Annotated in this window: 27 protein-coding genes; 17 read left to right on the top strand and 10 right to left on the bottom strand. The window is 35.8% G+C overall.

The genetic code is table 11. The features are described from left to right. Positions 1-214: 214 nt before the first annotated feature. From J2772_RS16200 to J2772_RS16180, 5 genes are read left to right on the top strand one after another with little or no spacing between them, the layout of a single operon-like run. A complete protein-coding gene (locus tag J2772_RS16200) occupies positions 215-1,381 on the top strand; it encodes a porin (RefSeq protein ID WP_209918492.1) in 1,167 nt (388 codons plus the stop codon). A 17-nt stretch (positions 1,382-1,398) separates the two neighbouring features. After that, complete coding sequence (locus J2772_RS16195; RefSeq protein ID WP_209918490.1) at positions 1,399-2,829, top strand: anion permease; 1,431 nt, start codon at positions 1,399-1,401, stop codon at positions 2,827-2,829. A 16-nt stretch (positions 2,830-2,845) separates the two neighbouring features. Then, positions 2,846-3,502, top strand: coding sequence for a succinate dehydrogenase cytochrome b subunit (locus J2772_RS16190; RefSeq protein WP_209918487.1), 657 nt, complete (start codon positions 2,846-2,848; stop codon positions 3,500-3,502). Between the two features lie 12 nt (positions 3,503-3,514). Further along, on the top strand, positions 3,515-5,431 hold the full coding sequence (locus J2772_RS16185) for a fumarate reductase/succinate dehydrogenase flavoprotein subunit (RefSeq protein WP_209918485.1): 1,917 nt from the start codon (positions 3,515-3,517) through the stop codon (positions 5,429-5,431). 12 nt (positions 5,432-5,443) lie between these two features. Continuing rightward, on the top strand, positions 5,444-6,196 hold the full coding sequence (locus J2772_RS16180) for a succinate dehydrogenase/fumarate reductase iron-sulfur subunit (RefSeq protein ID WP_209918483.1): 753 nt from the start codon (positions 5,444-5,446) through the stop codon (positions 6,194-6,196). A 273-nt stretch (positions 6,197-6,469) separates the two neighbouring features. Here the strand turns inward: J2772_RS16180 and J2772_RS16175 are convergent, their stop codons facing one another. The 3 genes from J2772_RS16175 to J2772_RS16165 all read right to left on the bottom strand — a co-directional run bounded on the left by J2772_RS16175 (position 6,470) and on the right by J2772_RS16165 (position 9,438). Further along, on the bottom strand, positions 6,470-7,240 hold the full coding sequence (locus tag J2772_RS16175; protein WP_209918481.1) for a cyclase family protein: 771 nt from the start codon (positions 7,238-7,240) through the stop codon (positions 6,470-6,472). 163 nt (positions 7,241-7,403) lie between these two features. Next, positions 7,404-8,366 (bottom strand): hypothetical protein, encoded by a 963-nt coding sequence (locus tag J2772_RS16170; RefSeq protein WP_209918479.1) that lies wholly within the window; start codon positions 8,364-8,366, stop codon positions 7,404-7,406. A gap of 58 nt (positions 8,367-8,424) precedes the next feature. Beyond that, the gene (locus tag J2772_RS16165) at positions 8,425-9,438 is read right to left on the bottom strand and encodes a nucleoid-associated protein (protein ID WP_209918477.1); all 1,014 of its coding nucleotides are present in this window, start codon (positions 9,436-9,438) and stop codon (positions 8,425-8,427) included. Between the two features lie 604 nt (positions 9,439-10,042). On the opposite strand from J2772_RS16165, the gene J2772_RS16160 reads away from it, so the two are divergent. The 3 genes from J2772_RS16160 (at position 10,043) to J2772_RS16150 (ending at position 11,238) form a co-directional block, all read left to right on the top strand. Continuing rightward, positions 10,043-10,207 (top strand): hypothetical protein, encoded by a 165-nt coding sequence (locus tag J2772_RS16160; RefSeq protein WP_164464455.1) that lies wholly within the window; start codon positions 10,043-10,045, stop codon positions 10,205-10,207. A gap of 13 nt (positions 10,208-10,220) precedes the next feature. Beyond that, positions 10,221-10,577 (top strand): hypothetical protein, encoded by a 357-nt coding sequence (locus tag J2772_RS16155; RefSeq protein WP_209918475.1) that lies wholly within the window; start codon positions 10,221-10,223, stop codon positions 10,575-10,577. A 265-nt stretch (positions 10,578-10,842) separates the two neighbouring features. Beyond that, positions 10,843-11,238, top strand: coding sequence for a hypothetical protein (locus tag J2772_RS16150; protein WP_209918473.1), 396 nt, complete (start codon positions 10,843-10,845; stop codon positions 11,236-11,238). Positions 11,239-11,405: 167 nt separating this feature from the next. Here J2772_RS16150 and J2772_RS16145 read toward each other — a convergent pair whose 3' ends face one another. Continuing rightward, the gene (locus J2772_RS16145) at positions 11,406-11,918 is read right to left on the bottom strand and encodes a thioredoxin family protein (RefSeq protein WP_209918471.1); all 513 of its coding nucleotides are present in this window, start codon (positions 11,916-11,918) and stop codon (positions 11,406-11,408) included. A gap of 149 nt (positions 11,919-12,067) precedes the next feature. On the opposite strand from J2772_RS16145, the gene J2772_RS16140 reads away from it, so the two are divergent. From J2772_RS16140 to J2772_RS16110, 7 genes are all read left to right on the top strand, one after another. Next, positions 12,068-12,856: a helix-turn-helix domain-containing protein gene (locus J2772_RS16140; RefSeq protein ID WP_209918469.1), complete on the top strand. Its 789-nt coding sequence runs from the start codon at positions 12,068-12,070 to the stop codon at positions 12,854-12,856. Between the two features lie 489 nt (positions 12,857-13,345). Next, positions 13,346-13,762: a DoxX family membrane protein gene (locus J2772_RS16135; RefSeq protein WP_209918467.1), complete on the top strand. Its 417-nt coding sequence runs from the start codon at positions 13,346-13,348 to the stop codon at positions 13,760-13,762. Between the two features lie 22 nt (positions 13,763-13,784). After that, complete coding sequence (locus tag J2772_RS16130) at positions 13,785-14,138, top strand: cupin domain-containing protein (RefSeq protein ID WP_209918465.1); 354 nt, start codon at positions 13,785-13,787, stop codon at positions 14,136-14,138. 116 nt (positions 14,139-14,254) lie between these two features. After that, positions 14,255-14,932 carry a hypothetical protein gene (locus tag J2772_RS16125; protein WP_209918463.1) on the top strand — a complete coding sequence of 226 codons (678 nt, stop codon included), beginning with the start codon at positions 14,255-14,257 and terminating at the stop codon, positions 14,930-14,932. Between the two features lie 65 nt (positions 14,933-14,997). After that, positions 14,998-15,723 carry an ankyrin repeat domain-containing protein gene (locus J2772_RS16120; RefSeq protein WP_209918460.1) on the top strand — a complete coding sequence of 242 codons (726 nt, stop codon included), beginning with the start codon at positions 14,998-15,000 and terminating at the stop codon, positions 15,721-15,723. 58 nt (positions 15,724-15,781) lie between these two features. Beyond that, on the top strand, positions 15,782-16,273 hold the full coding sequence (locus J2772_RS16115; RefSeq protein WP_317194514.1) for an STM3941 family protein: 492 nt from the start codon (positions 15,782-15,784) through the stop codon (positions 16,271-16,273). 194 nt (positions 16,274-16,467) lie between these two features. After that, complete coding sequence (locus J2772_RS16110) at positions 16,468-17,496, top strand: hypothetical protein (protein WP_209918456.1); 1,029 nt, start codon at positions 16,468-16,470, stop codon at positions 17,494-17,496. A gap of 47 nt (positions 17,497-17,543) precedes the next feature. Here the strand turns inward: J2772_RS16110 and J2772_RS16105 are convergent, their stop codons facing one another. The 3 genes from J2772_RS16105 to J2772_RS16095 are packed head-to-tail and all read right to left on the bottom strand — an operon-like array spanning position 17,544 to position 19,324. Next, entirely contained in the window at positions 17,544-18,128 is a 585-nt protein-coding gene (locus tag J2772_RS16105; protein ID WP_245365243.1) for a hypothetical protein, read from the bottom strand. 14 nt (positions 18,129-18,142) lie between these two features. Continuing rightward, on the bottom strand, positions 18,143-18,622 hold the full coding sequence (locus J2772_RS16100; protein WP_209918454.1) for a hypothetical protein: 480 nt from the start codon (positions 18,620-18,622) through the stop codon (positions 18,143-18,145). A 57-nt stretch (positions 18,623-18,679) separates the two neighbouring features. Further along, a complete protein-coding gene (locus tag J2772_RS16095; protein ID WP_209918452.1) occupies positions 18,680-19,324 on the bottom strand; it encodes a hypothetical protein in 645 nt (214 codons plus the stop codon). 222 nt (positions 19,325-19,546) lie between these two features. On the opposite strand from J2772_RS16095, the gene J2772_RS16090 reads away from it, so the two are divergent. After that, positions 19,547-20,041, top strand: a complete 495-nt coding sequence (locus J2772_RS16090) for an SRPBCC family protein (RefSeq protein ID WP_209918449.1) — start codon at positions 19,547-19,549, stop codon at positions 20,039-20,041. Between the two features lie 65 nt (positions 20,042-20,106). Here J2772_RS16090 and J2772_RS16085 read toward each other — a convergent pair whose 3' ends face one another. Together J2772_RS16085 and J2772_RS16080 are read right to left on the bottom strand one after the other, a co-directional pair. Next, a complete protein-coding gene (locus J2772_RS16085; RefSeq protein ID WP_209918447.1) occupies positions 20,107-20,673 on the bottom strand; it encodes a hypothetical protein in 567 nt (188 codons plus the stop codon). Between the two features lie 184 nt (positions 20,674-20,857). Beyond that, on the bottom strand, positions 20,858-21,307 hold the full coding sequence (locus J2772_RS16080; RefSeq protein ID WP_209918446.1) for a DUF3291 domain-containing protein: 450 nt from the start codon (positions 21,305-21,307) through the stop codon (positions 20,858-20,860). A 93-nt stretch (positions 21,308-21,400) separates the two neighbouring features. Between J2772_RS16080 and J2772_RS16075 the strand changes: the two genes are divergently transcribed. Then, positions 21,401-21,763: a winged helix-turn-helix transcriptional regulator gene (locus J2772_RS16075; RefSeq protein ID WP_209918444.1), complete on the top strand. Its 363-nt coding sequence runs from the start codon at positions 21,401-21,403 to the stop codon at positions 21,761-21,763. Positions 21,764-21,805: 42 nt separating this feature from the next. On the opposite strand, the gene J2772_RS16070 is transcribed toward J2772_RS16075, so the two are convergent. Beyond that, entirely contained in the window at positions 21,806-22,351 is a 546-nt protein-coding gene (locus J2772_RS16070) for a hypothetical protein (RefSeq protein WP_209918442.1), read from the bottom strand. Positions 22,352-22,475: the final 124 nt, after the last annotated feature.

Genomic DNA, 22,475 nt, shown 5'->3' with positions numbered 1-22,475 from the left:
GAAAATCTTGAATGATAATATTCAGGATGAGATATAAGATCATTTCCTTCTTCTGGAGAAATATACATCGCAGATGTAACGGAAGGATTTAAGCAGCAGAAGTTTTTATCATTTTATGGGCACGTTCAGTGCATTACCTCAACTTTTCAAAGATAGAGATAGAAACTTTTATGCTTATTTAAAATTTCAAAAAACAAAAATTAAATAAATAGATATGGCCTTTTTTTCATTAAAAAAGAGAAGCCTCATCCTGTGCATCCTGATGGGCTGGTTTTCAGCAAATGCACAGATACAGGATTCTTTACAGACTATACCCAAACCACAGGAAGAAGATCATGTGAAATATCCACAGCTTCAGATCAAAGGGCTTTTTCAGGCACGCTATCTGGTAGGAATGAGCAAGGATGTTGATGTAAACGGCCTTCATCATACTGACGGATCAGGAACCAGTAACAATTTTATGCTGAAATACATGAGGGTTCAGGTAAAAGCACAAATTAGCAAACGTACGGAAGTTGTTGCGTTGGCTAACCTCGCAGATTTTAAAAATGATCCTAAAAGCAGAGTCCTTGAAAATGCTTATCTGAAATACACCTTCAGTCCCAAGTTGGCATTTACTGTAGGACAATTCAGACCTTGGTTCGGTATTGAGGAGACTTATCCTATCGATATTATCAAATCTCTGGACTGGTCTAATCAGTATTCTGAGTTCGGCAAACTAGGCTGGACAAGTTTCCAGATCGGGCTTTCTGCCACAGGACAGGTAAAAGTGGGAGAAATTCCGCTTCAATATGCGGTGTCTGTTGTAAACGGAAACGGAAAAAACCAGGTTAATGATAATGACAACGGAAAACAATATTCTACCCGTTTACTTTTCGGACTATCCAAGAAATACAATTTCAATGTGGGTCTGAATGGAGGTATTGGTGAAGTTTTCAGCAAAAAAGTATATGCTGTAGGTATCGACCTTAGCTCAATGGTTCAGTTTGATCCAAGATGGAGTCTTGATATGCAATTGGAAGCTAAACAGGCAACCAATCACGTTCTTTACAACTCCATCGCTCCTGAAATAAGACCTGATAATCCGGATCAATATCTGATTCGCGGGGTTTATTTCCTTCCGAATCTGAGATATGAGATCAACCACAAAAACCTGAGTGCTTTCGAATTGTCTTGCCGATATGAATATCTGGATACCAACTTCAGAATGGCATCCAACCCAAGACAGACCATCACTCCAATGGTAGGACTTGAATTCCTGAAAAATTACGGAGCAAGAATTCAGCTTGGCGTGCAATTCGACCGCTACAAATATCAGGTAGAAAATACCAATCAATACAATAATAACCTATTCATTGTACAAGTACAGAGTCGATTTTAAGGATTAAATAGAATATCATGAAAGAAATTAATATCAAAAACGTTGCGATCACATTTGCCGTTGCGTTAATCATCTGGTTCATTCCAGCCCCTGAAGGTGTTGCCCAGAATGCATGGCATCTGTTCGCCATCTTTGCAGCAACCATTTTAGGAATTATTCTCAAAGCAGCACCTATGGGAACAATGTGTATGATGGCCATCGGATTTACAGCTCTTACACAGGTTGTTGCTCCCGGAGATGCAGGAAAATCTATTACCAAAGCGCTTTCCGGATTTGGAGATAAAGTGATCTGGCTGATTGGGATTTCATTCTTTATTGCCAGAGGATTTATCAAAACAGGGCTTGGAAACCGTATTGCCTTTTTATTCATCAGGGTTTTCGGGAAAAGTTCATTGGGATTGGCTTATGGATTAGGGCTTGCTGATGTCTGTCTGGCTCCGGCCATTCCAAGTAACACAGCAAGAGGTGGAGGAATTATCTACCCGATTATGAAATCTATGGCCATAAGCTTTGATTCCGTTCCAGAAAAACCGGAAACCCATAGAAAACTGGGTTCCTTTTTAACATTGAACAGTTACTATATGAACCTCATCGCTTCTTCTATGTTCTTAACCGGAACAGCAAGTAACCCGATGTGTCAGAAGTTTGCGGCCAATCTTGGAATTGATATCACATGGATGTCTTGGGCTGCTGCAGGTTTTGTACCTGGATTAGTAGCATTCTTTGTAGTTCCTTTGGTTTTATATAAATTATATCCGCCTGAATTAAAAAAAACAGGTGATGCTCCTAAAATGGCAGCTCAGAAATTAAAAGAAATGGGACCTATTTCCAAAAATGAATGGTTAATGCTTTTAGCTTTCTTTATTCTTTTATTCCTTTGGATCTTTGGAGGAGCATTTTCTATTGATGCCACAACTACGGCATTTATCGGATTAACGTTATTGCTATTAACCTCAGTATTAACCTGGGAAGATGTAAAAGGTGAAAAAGGAGCATGGGATACCATCGTTTGGTTCGCTGTTTTAGTGATGATGGCAAGTTCTTTGAATGAATTAGGTTTCATTGGCTGGTTCAGTAATCTTATCAAGGTTCAAATCGGAGGTCTGAGCTGGCAGGTAGCCTTCCCGGTTATTATTGTCGTTTATTTCTTCAGTCACTATATTTTCGCCAGTGCTACCGCTCACGTAGCTGCCATGTATGCAGCTCTATTAGGAGTTGGTGTTTCTTTAGGGATTCCACCTATGCTTTTAGCAATGATGCTAGGGTTCATGGGTTCAATTTATGGAGTGCTTACTCATTATGGCCACGGTCCGGCACCCGTATTCTTCGGTAGTGGATATGTAGATCTGAAAGTCTGGTGGCTTCGAGGTCTTGAAATAGGAATCGTTCTCTTAATTATCTACATGGTTATAGGAGGTTTATGGATGAAAGTTTTAGGATATTATTAATTATTAAATCAAATATATGTTATCAACATTGTCAAGAAAAATGCTGATGTGCCTTACAGGACTCTTTTTGGGATTCTTCCTGTTGATTCATTTCCTCGGAAATCTTCAGCTTTTTCTGCCTCAGGAGCAGGCGCACCTACAGTTTAATGCTTATTCGCATTTTTTATCAGGAAATATCATTATCAAAATAGTTTCTTATGTTTTGTATGCCAGTATCATTCTTCATGCTGTAGATGGCTTGGTGATTACGCTGAAAAATAAAAAATCCGGTGGTGATTATCAGAACGACAGACGTGGAAGAGCCAGTAAATGGGCTTCCAGAAATATGGGTATACTCGGAACCTTGATCCTGATCTTTCTGGTGATTCATTTTCAAAACTTCTGGTATGTCTATAAATTCGGAAATCCACCATTGGATGAGAATGGAAACAAGGACTTATATATTTTGGTAGTAACGGTATTTAAAGAATGGTGGTACGTGGTTATTTATGTACTTTCTATGATTGCCTTATGCTATCACCTGATCCACGGATTGTACAGTTCCGTAAGAACACTTGGATTATACCATCCGAAGTTCGTAAAATGGGTTAAAATCATTGGAACAGCCTACTCTATCATTATCAGTTTAGGTTTTGCCCTGATGCCTGTTTATGTATTCTTTACTTATCATTAAAAAGACCTCATCATGATTTTAGATTCAAAAATACCACAAGGCCCATTGGAGCAGAAATGGGCCTATTATAAAAAGAAAGCCAAGCTTGTAAACCCGGCCAACCGTAAAAAGCTTGATGTGATTGTTGTAGGAACAGGTCTGGCAGGAAGTTCTATTGCCGCTTCTTTAGGAGAAATGGGATATAATGTAAAAGCATTCTGTTTTCAGGACAGCCCGAGACGAGCGCATTCTGTAGCGGCTCAAGGTGGAGTAAATGCTGCTAAAAATTATAAAAATGACGGTGACAGTGTGTACAGAATGTTTGTAGACACCTTGAAAGGAGGAGATTTCAGAGCCCGTGAAGCCAACGTGTACCGAATGGCAGAATGTTCTTTAAACCTCATCAATCAGGCCGTAGCGCAAGGTGTTCCTTTTGGGCGTGAATATGGTGGCTACCTTAATAACCGTTCTTTCGGAGGGGTTCAGGTGAGCCGTACGTTCTATGCCAGAGGACAAACCGGACAGCAATTGCTTCTGGGAGCCTACCAGGCTTTAATGAGACAGGTTGGAAAAGGTTCTGTACAGTTATTTTCAAGACATGAAATGCTTGATCTGGTCACTATTGATGGCAAAGCAAGAGGAATTATCGTAAGAAATTTAGATACCGGAGAAATTGAAAGACACGCCGCCCATGCCGTAGTACTGGCAACCGGAGGCTATGGAAAGATTTATTACCTGTCTACATTGGCTATGGGATGTAATGGTTCCGCCATCTGGAGAGCCCATAAAAAAGGTGCTTTAATGGCTTCCCCAAGCTGGATTCAGGTGCATCCTACTTCTCTTCCGCAATCCGGAGATTATCAGTCTAAATTAACGTTGATGTCTGAATCATTGCGCAATGACGGCAGAATCTGGGTACCTGCAAAACAGGATGAAAACAGAGCACCGAATGACATCCCTGAAAATGAAAGAGATTACTACCTGGAAAGAAGATATCCGGCATTCGGGAACTTAGCTCCAAGAGATATTTCATCCCGTGCTGCTAAAGAGAGAATTGATGCAGGATTTGGAATCGGGCCTTTGAAAAATGCTGTTTATCTTGATTTTTCCAAGGCAATTAAAGAACAGGGAAAAGATAAGATCAAAGAGAAATATGGAAACTTATTCGATATGTATCTTAAAATCACCGGATATGATGCTTACAAAGAACCAATGATGATTTCTCCTTCTGCCCACTTCTCAATGGGTGGACTTTGGGTAGATTATGAACTGATGACGACCGTTCCGGGATTATTTGCATTGGGAGAAGCTAATTTTGCAGATCATGGAGCTAACAGACTGGGGGCAAATTCACTTTTACAGGCTTCTGTAGATGGCTATTTTATTGCTCCGTATACCATTGCCAATTATTTAGCAGATGAAATTCACACCGGAAAAATTTCGCCGGATGCTCCTGAGTTTGAACAGGCTGAAAATGCGGTTAAAAACCAGATTCAGGATTTAATGAATATCAAAGGAACCAAAACCGTTGACTATTTCCATAAAACACTGGGAAAACTATTGTACGACTATTGCGGACTGGCCAGAAATGAAGAAGGGCTGAAGTATGCTATTCAGGAGATCAGAAAGCTAAAGCAGGAGTTCTACAAAGACGTAAGAGTTTCCGGACAAGGCGATACAATGAATGCGGAACTGGAAAAAGCAGGCCGTGTTGCCGATTATTTTGAAATCGGGGAACTGATGTGTTATGATGCCCTAACCCGTAACGAATCCTGTGGAGCTCACTTCCGTGAAGAGTATCAGACTCCGGATGGGGAAGCAATGAGAAATGATGCAGATTATCAATTTATCTCAGCATGGGCCTGGACAGGTGAAAATGGCGAACCTGAACTGGTTAAAGAACCTTTAACCTTTGAAGAAATACAGCCAACGGTAAGAAGTTACAAATAAAAAACAAAAATTATGGATTTACACCTTAAGATATGGAGACAGAAAGACAAACAAAGTGAGGGAAAACTGGTTAATTATGACCTTAAAGGATTAAATTCTCACATGTCTTTCCTTGAAATGCTGGATACTTTAAATGAAAAACTGATTGTTGAGGGAGATGAACCTGTAGAATTTGATCACGATTGTCGTGAAGGAATCTGCGGACAATGTGGAATGATGATTAACGGTATCGCTCACGGTCCTTTAAAAAATACCACCACCTGCCAGCTTCACCTGCGTTCTTTTAAAGATGGGGAAACAATCCTGATAGAGCCTTTCCGAGCGGAAGCTTTTCCGGTGAAGAAAGATTTAAAGGTAGACCGTTCTGCATTTGACAGGATTATTTCTTCCGGGGGTTTTGTATCAGTGAATACAGGTCAGGCTCCTGATGCTACAGCTATTCCGGTGACACACCTGACGGCAGAGGAAGCTTTTGACTCCGCAGCATGCATCGGGTGTGGTGCCTGTGTGGCCACCTGTAAAAACGGAAGTGCAGCTTTATTTACTTCTGCAAAAATATCCCATATGGCATTGCTGCCTCAGGGTAAAGAAGAAAGAAGTAAACGTGTTATGGATATGGTTTCCCAGATGGATACTGAACTATTCGGACACTGCTCCAATACCGAAGCCTGTGAAGTGGAGTGCCCGCAGGGAATCTCCGTTCTGAATATTGCCAGAATGAATTTTGAATACAACAGAGCCTTATTTTTCAATAAAAAAGGGTAAATAAACGAAGAACGCTAAAAAATGTAATGTGTGAAAGGGCGAATTTGCAAATGCAAGTTTGCTCTTTCTATTTTTTATGAACCTGTCTCAAAAAGGTGAAGGATAATATTGTTTGTATTTGTGGAATTTAATTTAACGCAAAGTTTTTAGCACATTATCTCTTATTTTTAAGGGAGCAAAGGATGGAATCAATTTCATTGATTCATTCTAAGCAAATGCATATCCAATACATCTCCTAAAATATCATCAAGTTTTGCCCATGATCGACTTTTATTAATCTATCATAGCCACTACTCTTGCCGGAGCAGCAGAACCGCCTACAATCTTTAACGGAAATACACAGACTTTGAAACCTGATGGCGGCAATGCCTTGAGATTAGTAAGCTGTTCTATATGCAGATATTCTTTTTCTATTCCTATTCTATGACCTTCCCAGAAATATTCGGGATCATTGAGTTCTTTTGCTTTTTTAGCCATAAATTTCAGAGGAAGATCCCAACCCCATTGGTCGATTCCCATTACTTTTACGCCTTGATCGATCAGCCATTCCGTAGCTTCACGGCTCATTCCGGTTCCTTTTTCTACAAAATCAGAAGTTCCCATCAATTTATCCCGATCTGTTCTGATCAAGACAATATTTCCTTCCTGGATGGTGATTCCATTTTTATCAAGATCACTTTTCAAATCCTCTACTGTGATGGCTACAAAATCTTCTTTATGACTGCAATCTATTACAATACCATCTCCATAGCACCATTCTAAAGGAATCTGATCGATCGTTTTCGCAGGCTTTCCTTCTACTACAGGTCCGTAATGCCATGGTGCATCAATATGAGTAGTGGCATGAAGTCCCATATTTTTAATCGTATCATCTGCCCAACCTGTCCAGTTTTTAGGGAAAAGTCTGAAGGGAAGATTCAGGGCTAAACGAATCAGCCAATGGGATTTTCTGTGAGGCTTATGTTTGATTTTAACTCTCATAAACCAAGGATCTCCTGCATTGTACTGAATAGATTTGGATAAATCGATAATGGTTATTTTCATAGGATCAACTTTGGGAATAAAGATAATAACGTCGGTTTGAAGTAAATATTTCGGGATGGTTTAGATTGGAAGAAGGAGGCTGGAAGATGGAAGTTATGAAGGTCATAAAGAAATTAGTACACTGAGGTTAACTTCCAGCCTCCCTCTTCCAGCTTCCTGCCTTTTAAAATATCTTCGGAATCATAATCTTCTTTGGATCATTTTCTTCATACATAATCTCTATAGTTCCTTTTTTAGGTACAGAGGAAAGATTCAGATGGCTTACAATTTTTTTATAGGTTGCAATATGTTCATTTCCTCTAAAATCTTTGAAGCTTACCTGAAACATAATCTGCGGCTGATCGTTAATGGTAACTCCGGTTTCACTAACACTGAGAATATGAGCGTCTGCATTTCTTCCCGCAAAGAGAATCCGTTCTTCCATTTTATTCTTAAAAAACTTCCCTATAATCAACTGAAAAACCAATACATAAATAAGGGTCATCACGCCACTGAAAATAATTGGATGCATGAAAGTGAGAAACTGCCAGCCAAAATCAGAGGATTCTCTGATATAGAAATAAGAGTACAAGCCAATAATATAAGTAACTAACAGTACAGTAAACACAATTCTTAAGATCATTCCCGATGCATTGAATCCAACTTTCTGGTCACTTAAAATGAAATAAGGTTCCTGCGAAACATTAGGATTTAACAATACTTTTACATGATTTTCCACATCAAACCTTTTTTCCTGTGGCTTGGAATCATGAAACATCATCTCATGCTCAATCTGGGTATTCCTGAGATTAGGAAATGAAAGAACAATCTGAATGGCATTCATATTGTTTTTTGGAAAATATTTTAAAAGCTGGTAACGCATCACCTTTGCGTCTCTGGGAATACCGTTTCTCAGGATGGAATGAATAGTATTCCTCTGTTTAAAGGTTTTAATGAAAAGAACATTAATAAAGAATACGAGAATATATCCCCATATTAATAAAGAAAGACCGAGAAATCCATAGCTTACCGCTAATGAATTTCTCGGTCCTGTTGTGACCTCCTCCGTTATCATATAAATGAAAATCGGGAAAGGTACACAGAAGAAAAAGAGGAAAGCTCCCCAAAAAACAATCATAAACTTCATAACTGCTATTTTGTAATCAGCAATAAAGTTATGATATTATTTAATGAATTGATCTCTATTATACTTCTTTTTCGAAATACAATCTGTAGTATTTCCCTTTATCATCCTCTCCCATCTCAAGTTTTTGACGGTCTCCGTGGATGTAAATATGGAAATTTTTATCTAGTTTGATAATACTTTTAAAATGTCTTTGAGTTTTTTTCACTGCAGCCTCACTGATTGGGAATTCTTCAGCAATATTTACCTGCATATCCTGTTCGTAATCAGTTTTAAAGTTCACAAAACTTTCGATCACATGCTCATCTCCCAATACTTCATTGGCAAATTCGTCCAGTTTAAATTCTTCTTTTTCTTTGAAGAAGTTGATGGATTTATTCAGGAAATCTGCCTGATCTGCTTTTGAAACCTCAAATTCCTGTGGAAGTTGTTTCGTAATATAATCCTTGTAAACCATCAATGCTTCCTGCGTATGGAAATACTCATCATCACGCTGTTTTACTTTTAAGAAGTCTTCAAACCAGTAGTACATATCTCCGTTTTTGTTGTTGTCAACCACGGAAAGTACATATCCTGTATCCTTATTATTGTTGTAGATTAAAGCAGCTTTATCAATTTTGGATAAACCGATTCCCTGATCTTTTTCAATATCAAATGTTTCTTCTGCAGGATTAATTTTCAGGAATGATTCTCTTTTCTCAGTTTTAAAGATACCGATTTTATCTACTCTATCCGGACGGTCACTTTCGTCTTCAAAAAGTACAATAAACAATTCTCCACTCTGAACTCTAGGGTTTTCAGCCGCTTCGAAAAGGTGTTTTGCAATATTTTCAGATTCCCAGATAAACTTAGATTTATCTTCAAAAATTTCAGATATGGCACTGTAAACCGGATTATTCACCAGATACGTATCACTGTAAAAATGAAAAGTTTCTTCTGACTTGAATGATCCTAAAAAGTAATCCTCAAGCATCTCTGCCATTCCTTCCTCCAACTTCAATTCCTCCTGGGAAAGCGTTAGAGAATCTCCGTTGATCTTATTTCCGACTCTGTGTACTATGATTTTTGAAAACATCTTCTGAATATTTGGACTGCAAAGATATTCATTCTATCCTTTCTATGAAACTTAAAAACAGTATTGATTTTGTTTTGAATTACTTTGAGTTTTTGAACCACAAATCGAAGATTCGACAAAGTCAATGACAGACTCTGTAGATTGAATCTGTAGCACCATCTGCTAAAAAATAAACGCAAAGAAATATAATTCCACCGCTTTATTTTAAGGGAGCAAAGAATGGAATCAATGAATTGATTCTTACGAAGCATATACATAGTCACAAAACTTCATCAGTGGCGAAGTCATCACTTTTAGCCTCCTAAAATTAAACATTCGAATCACTAATTCTTTGCGTGTAAAAAACTTACAAGTTCAAGATTTTGATATATTTTCAAATATCCCTGAATAAAGTGAAGCTCTTTTTAATATTCTTAAAACTTTATTACATCTTAATGGTTCTTAGTCATCTCTTCCAATTTGATAAAATTCTTATCATTTTGAAATGCTTTTCCTTGTTTTAAAATTCAGAAACAAACCAACAACAAGCTCACTTTCAATACATTAAATCAAAACACCATTCAAAGGTATACCATTGGCATCATTACTTTCAAAACATAAAAAAATGGACTTGAAAACATTGAACAGAATAGACAAATTAAGAAGATTAAAAAGCAGAGGACCACAAACGCCTAAATGGCTGAAACCTTATCACCTTCTTTTTATCGCTTTTTTAATCATTTTCATGTTTGGAGCCTTCATCAAATTATTGGAGCAAAACCACATTTAACACAATATATACTATGAACTATTTACAGGCTGTACAGGAAATCACAGAACTATTTCCTGACTTTGAAACGGAATTGAATGAAACAAAAAGTCCTAATTCATACAGTGTGATCAGGACTTTCACGGAACGTATTAAAAATATGATCCGTCAGAATGACAGTAATCTGCTATTCAAAAGTTTACAAAAAATAGACAAAATGTACATTCATGGTGATACGCTGTTAAAAAATGCCATTGAGAACACTTTTATCTACTCTCTGGATAATTTTACGGCATTTTGCAGCAAAGAATACCGCCAAATGATCTTCAGTCACATTTCTTCTGACCTGAAAAACAGCTATTCGAGACAAATTTACAGTCATGGTTTATAAAGTGTTTATTACATTTTTAAACGGTTTCATTACAAAGTGTTTAAATTAAACAAAACTAAAAATAACTCACAATCAATAGATTATGAAAAATAAAATCAGAAGAATTTCCGACTGGAAAACATTAAAAAACACGACTAATAGACACAATACAGAGATATTACTCACCCATATCGCTGTGATTGTTGGTGTTTTTATTTTTGCGGCATGTCTTTAAATTTTGGTATACATTTCGCTGCAATATAAAGTGTTTGAAAAATTCTAAATTATGATGAAAGTACAAATGCAAACTATTAATCAAAAAATAGCTGTTGAATACTTAAAATTTTTCTATCCTCGACTTCGCAAAGAGATCATACAGTTATCTGTTCAGGATAATTTTGCAGGAATTATGCAGGCGACCGTTAATTATCTGAAAGGTCTGCTGCTGGAATCGAAGATTAACATTATTGCCCATCACATCAAACTGATGGACGGACTTTACAGAAATGGAAATTCCTATGTAAGAACAATGATCGAAAATATCTTTATAAGATCTTTTGAAAGCTTTAAAAAACATGCTAAGATTGCCCATTGGAAGCTTCTTTATCAGTATATGCCGGTAAGTTTCCAGATCATTTATAATGAGCAGCAGAAGCAGGATCAGATTTACTTTGGAAAATAGCTATTGCTAAAATAACATTAAAATTAAAAGGCAAAGAAAGCTAAAGAGGTTAAATCTATCAATTCTCTTTACTTTCTTTGCCTTTCCGTATATCACCGGCAAAAAATATTGCCAGTCTTCTATGCTCTGTATCTAACAAAAACATAATAATTTCGCATCCAAGAAATTTACTTTTTCACAAATACCTTTTCAATGATCTGAGCTTCCTCTTTTTTCAGTTTTGAGCTTTTCTCAAGCTTTGCAATAAAAGTTGCCACTTCTTCAGGTGTTGAAGGTGATCCCAAATTTTCTCCTTTGGCATTAAATGAGTCTGCCAGTATCTCGCCTTTCGGATTTAAGATCAGCCAAAACGGAAGTCCTGCATTTTCTCCTTTGTATTTATTCATCAATTCCTGCCCACCAGGATTTTCAAGAGATTTCTTCTCTCCTCTTTCCTGAACATCTACATAAGCAGTGACAAATCTATCCCCGAAAATAGGCTGTGTTTCCGGAAGGTTCATATTTTTTTCCATGATCTTGCACCATTTGCACCACGAAGCATGAAATACTAATAAAACATTTTTCTTACTTTCTTTAGCCTCAATAGAAGCTTTATTTAATACAACATCAGCTTTTTCCTGTGCTGCACCAAGCTGAAATAGCAATAGCGCAATGACTACAATAATTTTTGAATATTTCATTGAATTTATTTTATGCTGTACGAATGTAGGAATTTTTCTCTTTTATACCCACTGAAATTCATAGTATAAAATCTATATTTCACATGGCCATTTTTTGTAATTTCGTCTTAATAAAATACCATGATTTTCATTTTTAATCAATATAAAAAATGATTGAAGTAAAAAAATATTCTAACCAGTCAGGGCATCCCGAACCAAGAAGGGTCATAAAATATACTTTGTTCTGGTGTAGCAAAGGGACTGCTGAAATTCTGATTGACGAAAATGTTTTCATCCTGAAAAGCAGCCAAACCATTACCATTACTTCCGGACAGTTTCATCAGCTGGTCTCGGTGGAAGGTGAACTTACTGCTCTTGAATTCACCTTAGATTTTTTCTGTAAAAGTGACAGCGACATTGAACTGATTTTTCACAATGGATTATTCTGCCACTTTGGAATGAATGAAATGATTACTGTTCAACACCCATCATTTTTTACAGAAACACTTAACCTTATTGAAAAGGAAATCCATGAAAAACCTTATCAACACCTGATTTCTACCCATTCTCTGGTAGAATTATTATTGGTGGAAATTAACCGCAGTAAAATTGCCAATGGTGATGAAATATGGAAACCGGATGCTCTGTTCTTAAAATTTTTGGAAAGTGTCCGAAATAATTTTTCAAATAATCATCCTGTATCCTATCATGCAGATGCTTTGGCAACTACTGAAGCTAAACTTAATGAAGTTTCTAAGCTCCATACCAATAAAACGGCCCAAAACGTCATCTATAGCCTTACTATTTCCGAAGCCAAAAGATTATTGCTTTATGAAAAGCTGAGCGTTAAAGAAATCGCTTACCGGCTGGGATTTAATGATCCTTTTTACTTTTCGAATTTCTTCAAAAAACATACTTCCCTGTCTCCCAAAGATTACCAAAGGTCAGTAAAAAATTAAGTTTTTTAGTTCTGGAAGTGGGAAGTTTCTGAGGTCTATATCACAATAGATCAGTGCTAAAAACTTAATCAATGTAGAGAACCAAAATAATTAATCTTTTACCTTCTAAGTTTTTTTCTGTTTTTTTCACGCAAAGTTTTTATTTAAAATGCGCATTATTCTTAAGTGAGCTAATAAGGAATCGATTGGCAATCGATTCTGATGAAGCGAATATTATCCAGCCGCTTCATCGAATCAACTCCGTTGATGCCACCTTTGCCTCCTTAAAAATAAAACATAAGTTTCTTAAGACTTTGCATCTCAATTAAAAGCAGATTCAATATAAACAATATTATGTTCCTCAACTTTTGAAACTGATCTAATATAATTTATTGACCCCGAATCCTGAATTTCATTAAAATATTATATGCTTTTCCCGGAATTGTCTATTCTTTAGGCGATTCCTTTCGCTGAACTTTGTACCTGTCATTAAGAACTAAAATTACTCTTATGAAAACAAGACAGGACATCGCCGTTTTTTTGCTAAGAATAGCATTGGCAACCGGATTTTTATCAGCAGCAGCCAGCCGCTTGAATCTTTGGGGAGCACAATCTTCAGGGTGGAAAAATTTTGTTCATTATACTGCTGAAGTCAATTCATTTTTGCCTTCTTCCTGGATTCCTACACTTGCTGTTGTATCTACCATTGCGGAATTAACTCTTGGTATTCTACTCTTGGCAGGATTTCAGATCCGTAGAACAGCGTTGTCTGCATCTGTCCTGACCTTAATCTTTGCCATAGCTATGAGCATTTCTTTTGGCTGTAAGGAACCTTTGGATTATTCTGTATTCGTGTTCAGCGCCGGAGCATTTTTACTGAGTACTTTTCCTCATTATCCATGGTCTTTAGAACAACTTTTACATTAATTATCATTTAAAATTTAATATCATGAGCACTAGTATCAACGATTACATCGTAAAAACAGAACAAAAAGAATGGCAGCCTTTAATTGAAAAAGGAATTCACTACGAAGGTATTTTTGTAAAATCTTTAAAATTTGATCCGGAGCAAAACCGGTCTACCACAATCCTTTTAAAATTTGAACCTGGAGCAAGCTATCCTTATCACAACCATCCTGCCGGCGAGGAACTTTTCATCCTGGAAGGTGATGCGGTTATTGCAGGAGGAAATCTGGAAAAAGGAGATTATTTGCATACTCCACCCAACTTCAAGCATTCTGTTACGTCAGAAAATGGCTGTATTATTCTGTTTATTGTTCCGGAAGAAGTGGAAATCCTTTAATCTGGTCATTCATTTTACGATCAAACCTGTGGTGGAGAGCTTTTTCATCATAGGTTTACCCTCTTCCAGCCTTTCCTTCATCCAAAAAAATGTATCTTTGACTATCAAATTACATCATGAATAAAGATTTCAAAGCTTTTAAAGAGCATTTGTCGTGGCTGATTCATCCTTCCCAAATTGATACTGTTTCAGAAACGGAAATCAGCTTATCTCCAAAATTTACAGATACATTTCCTATTCTCACAGATTTAATATCTCAGGCAAGAGTTCTGAATCTGGACATTGACCATCAGCCTCACCGTCTTTTTTCCTGGACGAATAAAAACAATGAAATTTTCGGCTGGCTAAACAAAACAGAACCTGATTTCACCTCACCTTTTCCACTTATTGAAGAGCACAAACTGTTACTGGATGAGATTGGTGGTATTCAGGAATCTTTTAATCAACCTCATCCAAGCTTGTCGAATAATCAGGAGTTTATGTTCATTGGATCAAACTGTTCGCTAGGAATTAATGATTGGGATGACCATTATGAAGAGTTATGTAAAAGTGAAAACAAACTTCCCATAGATTATAAAGACTTTATCAGTTTCATCATTGAAGCTAACGGAAATACTACAGTTTATGATGCCCAAACAAAAGAAGTTTTCCTTTTTGCCCACGATCATGCTTTTGACAATGTATTTTTTTTGAAGAATCAACCAGAGTATACCTTTCATAAATTTCATCATATCACGTATTTCGTAGACTATGTGGAAGCACTGGCTCAGGAATGGAAAAATGAAGTTGTATAAACCTCCTATTTCATTATCATCCCTTAAATTAATTATTTTTACGCCTTATTAAAATTATATCTGAAATGAAAAAATTCGGAATATCCGTTATTATATGCTTGTCTTCATTATTAAGTGCTCAAAACAAACAACAAATTGATGCTTTCTATTCGGCCATCCGTGAGAATAATTTTCCATTGGTAAAGAAAATCATTGACCAGGGATATCCCATTAAAGCCATGCTTCCAGGTGAAACAGCACCAGTATTGGCAGCCATCTGGAAAAAAAATTTCCCTATGGTTGAATATATGGTTGAAAAAGGGGCCAACATTACTGCGGACAAAAAACTGGTAGATGGTGCTATTGAATATGGAAGTCCGGAAATCACTTTTTATCTTATCAAAAAAGGAGCTTATGCCCAAAATGCATTGTATACAGCAATCTTCTATGAAAATTTTGAGATCGCAAAAGAATTATACCTGAACCATCAGCCTCAGATCATCAATAATAATGAAGACCCCGGAAAACTTTTATTGCTGGCTGTAAAAAGCAAAGATCTGGAATTCATCAAAAAGCTTCCACTAAAAGGAAAGGATTCGCCAATGGATTTCTTTGATTATGATGGCTATAATGCTTTATTACTTGCCGTAGAAAAGAATGATACTGAAATTGCAAAATATCTTCTGTCTCAAGGCGCTGATAAAAAGTCAAGAATTAGCTTTGAAACTGATAATGGTACTGTTTCCGGAAAGACTGCCTTACAGATGGCTAAAGCCAATAAAAATACAGAGCTTCTGAAACTTTTGAAATAGAACGATTTCTGGTTTTCTATTTTGAATCCATCATTCCACCTAAAGAAAAATATACAGTATGACTGAAATTAAATTCCGGAAAAGCAATATTATCATCAGCATCATTCTTTGCTTGCTGGGGATATCTTTTTTTATTTATTTGCTGCTAACTCAATATTTTATAGTAAAAATAATATCAATTTTATGGTTTTTTATTGCACTGTATATTATTTTTATCAAATTCAAACAGTTGGCTAAAGCTAATCAAGAAGTTCCTGGACTGGAAATTACTAATAAAGGGATCACTAACCATACTTCATTACAATCTGCATTTATAGACTGGAATGATATTGAAAGTTTTCAAGCCGGTTTTTACAGAACAACAAATATTTTTATTAATTCTAAGAATCCGGAAAAATACAAAGACAAATGGATGAATAATCCTCTACAACTAATGGGTAGTTTTTTTTCTTCTAAACCTGAATCACTATGGATAGATACAGAAACTTTGGACATTGAAAAAAAAGAATTATTGGTATTGCTGAATCATAAGCTTCGTGAAAACACTTAATTTCCTGGTTTTATAAGGAGTCTGTTATTTAATAAAAGATTGAGACAATATTTTATTTTCAATATTCTTTATTTTATTGTATTTTACCTGCCTTCAAAAAATATTGGAATCAGGATAAAATCTGGGCATTATTTTCTAATCTTTTCGATTACAATCTCATGCTTAATCTGATATAAAAACTAAAAACCAATACGATGAAAATAAATATTAAAAAGAAAACTGTCATACTCTGGAGCATTGCAATCATTGCAGTGATTATCCTACCGGATTCTGAAATGTATTATCAGCGATATAAGCTAAGATCTGAAAAACTTCCGGAACAATATAAATCATACACTACACTGGACAACCTGAAAGATAATGACTATGAAATCATTAAACTATCCCACGGTATCCATGAGCCTGTTATTCAGGAAAACGACAGTACAATTGTCATCATTACCAAAAGAGATTATGATTCTGAAAAAGAAGGTGCCAATAATGCCTATACATGGTATAAAATAAATCTGAAAGGGCAGATAACAGACAGCCTTCAATATCAATACAACACTGAAAATGGTATTCATAATTACCAGACTTTCAATGATTATATTGTGGATGTAGATCAGAACACCTACAGTAATTGGCTGAAAGATGGTGATACGACTCATTATCCTTATAAAAATATAGATGATACCAAAATATTTTCGGTGGCAGAAACAGAAGATATCATAGCAGACAGGGATTATATGTATGATGATATTATTCACTCTGAATCCCCCGGAAATGAATATAAATATAAACTAACGGTATTTAAAGACAATGTCTGGAATTATTTTTATGCTGAAAAAGACTGGCACGGTTATCCTCAAAATACCCCCAACAAAAAAGCTGTTGACTTCAGCAATTCCGGTTATGAGGTAGATAAGTCTACTGGGCTTATTCAAAGAGATCATGTTCAAAAAGAAGAGTGGAATGCCCGCACTTTCTGGAGTTTAAAAAACCTAAGCTGGGGAACCGGAAACGGCTCGGGCCGCAATGGATGGACAGGAACATCCTATTTTTCCATTAAGATGCCGAAAAAGATACTGCATTACAAACAGGATGCTTTCATAGAGCATCCCGACAACTATATAAAAGATCCTTTTTCTTTTTTTGTGTACCAGCCTAAAAATGGAGATTATATGCTGCTCATTGATGAAGAACGTCAGCTTTACTATCTTATAAGACCTAAAAAACATTAAAAAAATCATTTTTTTAACTAATACCACCATGGAATCTAAACTCAAGTCTACGCACCTGCCTTCACCGTATAATAGGCCTTAAAACCTTTATAGATACGGGTTTCTTTTAATTTTCCTTTTTTATACACTTCAATTTTATCAGTATCTGATGATTTTTTATTGAAGTATCTTATTTTGGTTAATTGTTGATCACGATCAAAAAACTCAGTCTTCAGATTTCTTCCGTCTTCCTGGTAATGGATCGTTTCAAGGTTACCATTTTCCTTATAAAAATAGGTTTTTGAATTATAAAAACCTCCCTGCTCATACATGATTCCTTCATACTTGTACTGAGCTGTATATTTACCTTCTCTCACTAACTGTTTCTTCTCATTATAAATAAAATAGTAAGCCCCATCCTTAGGATTGAGCAATTCATAATGTATTGTTAGTTTCGGCTTAGTTTCAGGATGTTTCACAATCATTTCCTCCTTTCTGAAAACAGCAGTATCATTTTGATACACCCTTAAAGTATCGGTATCATTAGAACTCTCTTTGAAAATAAATGCATCTACAGAAATATTGTTTGCTGTAGTACAATTGCATCCAATGATTATAGTAAAAAATAAAAGAATTGACTGTATATTCATCATGAGTTTTCTGATCTTTAAGGTATGGTTTCAATTCCTGAGAGCTTAAAGTTTCCTTTTTCATACTTTAGCCAAAAGACAAATTGAGCGCCTTCATGACCGTCTCCAAATTCATTCGGGCGATGAGTAGTATACAATACGATATAATCTCTGTCTTTGAATCCGGGATCAGAACCGTCAAAAGAAAATTTTATTTCATTACGCCCTAATCTTTCCAGCAATTCTTTGTTGAAAATAGTGCTGATATGTTTGTTGTAAAAAGCATCTTTTCCCACAAAATAACTTTTTTCCGGTGCTTCATCAAAACACAGAGAACAATATACTTTTGAGGTTGTTAACTGATTTAAAGCTGTATCATCTTTCTCAGTAATCAGATGGATTACTTTTTGGGTGAATTGCTCTGCTTTAGACTGCAATTCTTTGTTATCTTTTTTCTGTCCATAGCTTGTTAGGCAAAAGCCTATTAATAGTAATGACAGGTATTGTTTTAATTTCATTTTAATATTTGTTTGGGTTCTTATTTTATAATCACAGACTAATGGCATTCTATATTTTTAACAAGGAAACCACCACCGGATTGAATGTATTAAGTTATTTTTAAAGTATATATTAATGTGCCCGTCGGAAATCCCCTCTTTATCCTCTCTTAATCTGATGACCGGAAGTTCTCCTTCACCGGGACGTTCCAATTTCTCTATATTTCGTACCGAATTGGGAAATATTTTTCTGATATCATCCAGCGTGGTTTTAGAATCTATTCTTTTCCCTTTATACAGAATAAAATTTCCATTGAGAAACCTAAATTCATTTACACCTACCTTCTCTTCACTGTTTTCAAAACAAGATCCGTTTTTATACAGGTATTTATCTTCCAGAGTACCTTCATCAAAGATGTAGGCACAAGGTTCTTCATCAGCCATCAGCCTAATACTATCCGGTTTTCCGAAAACTTTTTCGAAATCTTTGAGATCAAAAATTCTTTCGCCCATACCATTGAACCGTATATCTTCTGCCAGCATAACATCATCCTGCCCGTCTTTTACTTCCGCTGAAATCTGATTTGAATTGTGTACTGTTGAATCTACTTTCTCCTTACCTTCTTTCAGTTCGGTTTTAGATGACACGCTTAGTTTTTCCTCTTTTTTCTTATTGCAGGCCTGCAATAAAATGATAACGAATATAATAGAAAAATACCTCATACATTAATTTTGCTTACATGGTGTAAAACATTCTGATTCAAAAGCAAAGGTTAGTATTTGTCCTAAACCAAAATCGTTTTATTTATCCGGACTAAAGTACAAAAAACAGTTTATTAGAATACTATTATCTCTGATTTTCATTTCTTTCATCTTATGATTAATTTTTATTTTGTATTTTTAGTATTCAATTAAAAACCAAACTATTATAACTCATCATTAAACATGCTGAATATTTATCATTCTTTACTCATTGGAGCTTCAAGGGAAAAAGTGTACCATGCCATCAGCAGCCAGTCCGGATTATCTGCATGGTGGACACCGCAGACCAAGACCAGTGCTGAAATTGGCAGTATTGCCCGGTTTTCTTTTGGCCCGGATTATTTTAAGGAGATGAAACTTATAAAACTGGCTCCCTTTGAAGAAATTCAGTGGCATTGTGTTTCAGGCGCTCATGAATGGATAGGAACTGATATTTCATTTCATCTTTTATCCGGAGACAAAGAAACATTACGCAAAATGCATCCGGAAATGGAAGGCCAAATTGAGCAATTGGTATATGACAGTGGTACCTTATTAATTTTTCACCATAAGGGCTGGGACACTTATTCGCCTATGTTTGCTGAATGCAATTATACCTGGGGACAGTTTCTGAGAAGTTTAAAATTGCTTTGTGAAACTGGAAAAGGCAAACCCTGGCCTCATCAGCATCGTCTATAATTAGTTTTAAGGCTGGAAGCTGGATGAGGGAAGCCGGAAAATACTTCTCATAGCAGTTTATTTTTCTACTTCAGATTATTATTTTCCTTATAAAATTTATCGTCTGTTTCTTTAATAAAATCAAGATAACTGAAATTAGCAGCTTTGTTTTTACGATATTGCAGATAATCATTATAGTATTGGAATACTCCGCCCAACCTGGAAGTTAACAAGGGGGTTTCCTTGGCACTGATAGCTTCTACATATCCTACTTTCTTCCCCTTTTCATTCACCATAGACAACACCAGATACGTGATATTATTCTGTTTACCACTAAAAACTCTGGCTCTTTCCACACTATCTTTCCCGTTATCAAAAACCAGTTTGAACTTATCTTTCTTATTCAACAGATAGTTCAAAACTTTTTGAAAGTTATCCGGATTTTCAAGATTAAGTTTAAATCCTTCACAGTTACTTCCCTCATTTTTCCCATAAAAAGAAAGCATACCCGGAGTATAGAATTCTGAATCCGGAGCATCTTCAATCTTAATTCCTCCAAAATTGATGGGAAGCTTTCCGTCATTAACTACATCCGCTTTGTATATGGAATATTGAACAGTTTGTGTTCCCACTCCGGTTCCATACGATTTCAAACCCAATGTTTTTAATTCTGTCTGCTTAACAGGAAGTATTATTTTCTCTAAATCAAAACCCTGGCTTTGACATGATTGAAATAAAAATGAAAAGCTTAGTATTAAAAAGAGAAACTTCAGTTTATGCATCGTATTAAAATTTTAGATTGGAAATAAACGGACAAGATACAAAAGTATTTACTATTTAATCCCCTGGTTTCTGAAATACAGTTTGAAAACTGAAGGCATATTCGGATGGCCCGTTCGTCTGAAGATATTCTAATCTTTCCAGCGCTTCTTCTACACTTGGATATTGACCGTCTTTAATCCACCACAACACATAATACGCTTTCCCATATTTTTGAAACCACTCTCTTCTTCTTCGTAAAAAATCCACATGAAAGGTGTTATAAGTAAAGTGTTCCAATGATTTTATATCGTTCCATACCGAGAGATTGATGATAATCTGCTCATCATTAAACGGATTAAACCCGGTGGCATTATTATCTTCATCTTTTAATCTCCAGACAAAGCCATTGCTCTCTTCTGCCAGTTGATTCACTGAATCAAAATGTTCTACAAATTCTTTCATTACCGGATCTTCAATATTCACTCCAATCATCTTGGCTACGTTAATCTGTGCTAATTGATACATTTTATTATTTACTGTTTTATGACTATTATTGTGTAAAAATAAGTCCTACAGCATTAGCATAAAATAACTATCAATTTAGATACTATAAAAAAGATGAAAAAAGAATGTGAAACGTCCTATATCAATATCGGTGAAAAATCTTATCCCTGTGCCGTAAGTTTTGTGATGGATCTTATTGGCGGAAGATGGAAAGGAGTAATTGTCTGTCATTTAAAAAATGGAGATAAACGGTTTGGAGAACTCAAAAAAGAGCTTTCCTTTATCACTGAAACAACACTCAGTCTTCAGTTGAGGCAATTGGAAAGAGACGGACTGATTACCAGAACTGTTTTCGGAACAAAACCTCCTGTGAAAGTAGTTTACAGTTTATCAGAATTGGGCACTTCATTCATTCCGTTGCTGGATAATATCAATGAATGGGGGAAAAATATTCTGGAAAAGAAAATAACATCTTAAAAATGTGAAAGACAGCTCAAATTTTTAAGATGTTAGCTCTGTTTAATATACTTTGCTACCTTTGATGGTCAGGGCATGTTTGGTTTTTATTGAAGGGCAGCATCTTCCATCCTCTTCCGTATATTCCAGTTTTTCTACAATGATTTTTCCATTTTTGATGGTATCAAAAGCAAAAAGATAATCCGGTTCATATCCGGCAATCACTTTAACGGTATGCCCATCATTCTTGTACAATGATAATCCCTGTCCTATGAGTGCATTTCCGCCTTCTGGGGCAATATTCCAATAAATGGCTACATCTTCTATCCCATCACCGGTAAAATCTCCAACATGCGGATCCTGAAGATCAATCACTCCATCATCATAGGTTTTGAGAATCTTAGGTAAATAGGCTTCAAATTGTTTCATGGCCAGCTTTACGGCTTCCTCTTTAGAAATTCTGTCTTTAGGCGATTCTTTAGATTTTTCTTCTTCTTTGGATAAAGATTTTTCTTCTTTTAGTTCATCTTTTTGATGTTCTTTACGGTCAGAATTGTTACAGCTTATCAACACTGTCAGCAGGCCTATTACACCGATGATCTTTTTCATAAATTTTGTATTTCCGATGATAAATTTAAGGGGATAAATATACAGTAATATGATAAAATCAGGACTATTGGATCTTTATTTTACCTTCTCCATGTAAAATCCTGATAAATTACTACTACCCGGA

The organism is Chryseobacterium jejuense, from assembly GCF_017877355.1.
GTDB classification, from domain to species: Bacteria; Bacteroidota; Bacteroidia; order Flavobacteriales; family Weeksellaceae; genus Chryseobacterium; species Chryseobacterium jejuense_A.
This window is presented reverse-complemented; position numbering and strand designations above follow the sequence as displayed.

Excerpts from the sequence above, each read along its gene's own strand:
- J2772_RS16135 (WP_209918467.1), top strand. The coding sequence starts at position 13,346 with ATGAAAACAAGACAGGACATCGCCGTTTTTTTGCTAAGAATAGCATTG.
- J2772_RS16125 (WP_209918463.1), top strand. The coding sequence starts at position 14,255 with ATGAATAAAGATTTCAAAGCTTTTAAAGAGCATTTGTCGTGGCTGATT.
- J2772_RS16115 (WP_317194514.1), top strand. The coding sequence starts at position 15,782 with ATGACTGAAATTAAATTCCGGAAAAGCAATATTATCATCAGCATCATT.
- J2772_RS16130 (WP_209918465.1), top strand. The coding sequence starts at position 13,785 with ATGAGCACTAGTATCAACGATTACATCGTAAAAACAGAACAAAAAGAA.
- J2772_RS16110 (WP_209918456.1), top strand. The coding sequence starts at position 16,468 with ATGAAAATAAATATTAAAAAGAAAACTGTCATACTCTGGAGCATTGCA.
- J2772_RS16100 (WP_209918454.1), bottom strand. The coding sequence starts at position 18,622 with ATGAAATTAAAACAATACCTGTCATTACTATTAATAGGCTTTTGCCTA.
- J2772_RS16075 (WP_209918444.1), top strand. The coding sequence starts at position 21,401 with ATGAAAAAAGAATGTGAAACGTCCTATATCAATATCGGTGAAAAATCT.
- J2772_RS16105 (WP_245365243.1), bottom strand. The coding sequence starts at position 18,128 with ATGATGAATATACAGTCAATTCTTTTATTTTTTACTATAATCATTGGA.
- J2772_RS16180 (WP_209918483.1), top strand. The coding sequence starts at position 5,444 with ATGGATTTACACCTTAAGATATGGAGACAGAAAGACAAACAAAGTGAG.
- J2772_RS16140 (WP_209918469.1), top strand. The coding sequence starts at position 12,068 with ATGATTGAAGTAAAAAAATATTCTAACCAGTCAGGGCATCCCGAACCA.
- J2772_RS16200 (WP_209918492.1), top strand. The coding sequence starts at position 215 with ATGGCCTTTTTTTCATTAAAAAAGAGAAGCCTCATCCTGTGCATCCTG.
- J2772_RS16165 (WP_209918477.1), bottom strand. The coding sequence starts at position 9,438 with ATGTTTTCAAAAATCATAGTACACAGAGTCGGAAATAAGATCAACGGA.
- J2772_RS16190 (WP_209918487.1), top strand. The coding sequence starts at position 2,846 with ATGTTATCAACATTGTCAAGAAAAATGCTGATGTGCCTTACAGGACTC.
- J2772_RS16120 (WP_209918460.1), top strand. The coding sequence starts at position 14,998 with ATGAAAAAATTCGGAATATCCGTTATTATATGCTTGTCTTCATTATTA.
- J2772_RS16170 (WP_209918479.1), bottom strand. The coding sequence starts at position 8,366 with ATGAAGTTTATGATTGTTTTTTGGGGAGCTTTCCTCTTTTTCTTCTGT.
- J2772_RS16145 (WP_209918471.1), bottom strand. The coding sequence starts at position 11,918 with ATGAAATATTCAAAAATTATTGTAGTCATTGCGCTATTGCTATTTCAG.
- J2772_RS16070 (WP_209918442.1), bottom strand. The coding sequence starts at position 22,351 with ATGAAAAAGATCATCGGTGTAATAGGCCTGCTGACAGTGTTGATAAGC.
- J2772_RS16195 (WP_209918490.1), top strand. The coding sequence starts at position 1,399 with ATGAAAGAAATTAATATCAAAAACGTTGCGATCACATTTGCCGTTGCG.
- J2772_RS16095 (WP_209918452.1), bottom strand. The coding sequence starts at position 19,324 with ATGAGGTATTTTTCTATTATATTCGTTATCATTTTATTGCAGGCCTGC.
- J2772_RS16090 (WP_209918449.1), top strand. The coding sequence starts at position 19,547 with ATGCTGAATATTTATCATTCTTTACTCATTGGAGCTTCAAGGGAAAAA.
- J2772_RS16155 (WP_209918475.1), top strand. The coding sequence starts at position 10,221 with ATGAACTATTTACAGGCTGTACAGGAAATCACAGAACTATTTCCTGAC.
- J2772_RS16175 (WP_209918481.1), bottom strand. The coding sequence starts at position 7,240 with ATGAAAATAACCATTATCGATTTATCCAAATCTATTCAGTACAATGCA.
- J2772_RS16150 (WP_209918473.1), top strand. The coding sequence starts at position 10,843 with ATGATGAAAGTACAAATGCAAACTATTAATCAAAAAATAGCTGTTGAA.
- J2772_RS16185 (WP_209918485.1), top strand. The coding sequence starts at position 3,515 with ATGATTTTAGATTCAAAAATACCACAAGGCCCATTGGAGCAGAAATGG.
- J2772_RS16160 (WP_164464455.1), top strand. The coding sequence starts at position 10,043 with ATGGACTTGAAAACATTGAACAGAATAGACAAATTAAGAAGATTAAAA.
- J2772_RS16080 (WP_209918446.1), bottom strand. The coding sequence starts at position 21,307 with ATGTATCAATTAGCACAGATTAACGTAGCCAAGATGATTGGAGTGAAT.